This is a genomic window from Streptomyces hilarionis (assembly GCF_024539675.1).
Classification (GTDB): Bacteria; Actinomycetota; Actinomycetes; order Streptomycetales; family Streptomycetaceae; genus Streptomyces; species Streptomyces hilarionis.
In genome coordinates this window covers 1-258 of sequence record NZ_JAHHIT010000788.1, presented here as the reverse complement: position 1 = coordinate 258, position 258 = coordinate 1, and the positions used below count along the sequence as shown (strand labels likewise).

Below are 258 nucleotides of genomic sequence, written 5' to 3'. Positions count from 1 at the left end.
AATCTTTTCTGGTCTAAAATCAGGCTAACCAACTAATCCTGGTTTGAACACAAAAGGGTTTACGAATTCCCCCTTTTTCGTTCAGGTTGTTGGTGACTTGCTGCGTCTGCAGCGCTCTGAGCAGTAGCGCACGTCGTCCCAGCAACGAGCCCATTTCTTTCGCCATGTGAAAGGAAGCCCACAGGTAGCACACGTTTTGACTGGAAGCTCTGACTTTTTCAATAGGCGTCCTTGATATTAAGTTCGTATGCCCATACC

General features: G+C 47.3%; 1 protein-coding gene. It reads right to left on the bottom strand.

Annotation, left to right across the window (positions count from 1 at the left end; all coding sequences use genetic code 11):
- Positions 1-81: 81 nt before the first annotated feature.
- Entirely contained in the window at positions 82-222 is a 141-nt protein-coding gene (locus KMS84_RS44700) for a DUF2256 domain-containing protein (RefSeq protein ID WP_124528243.1), read from the bottom strand.
- Positions 223-258: the final 36 nt, after the last annotated feature.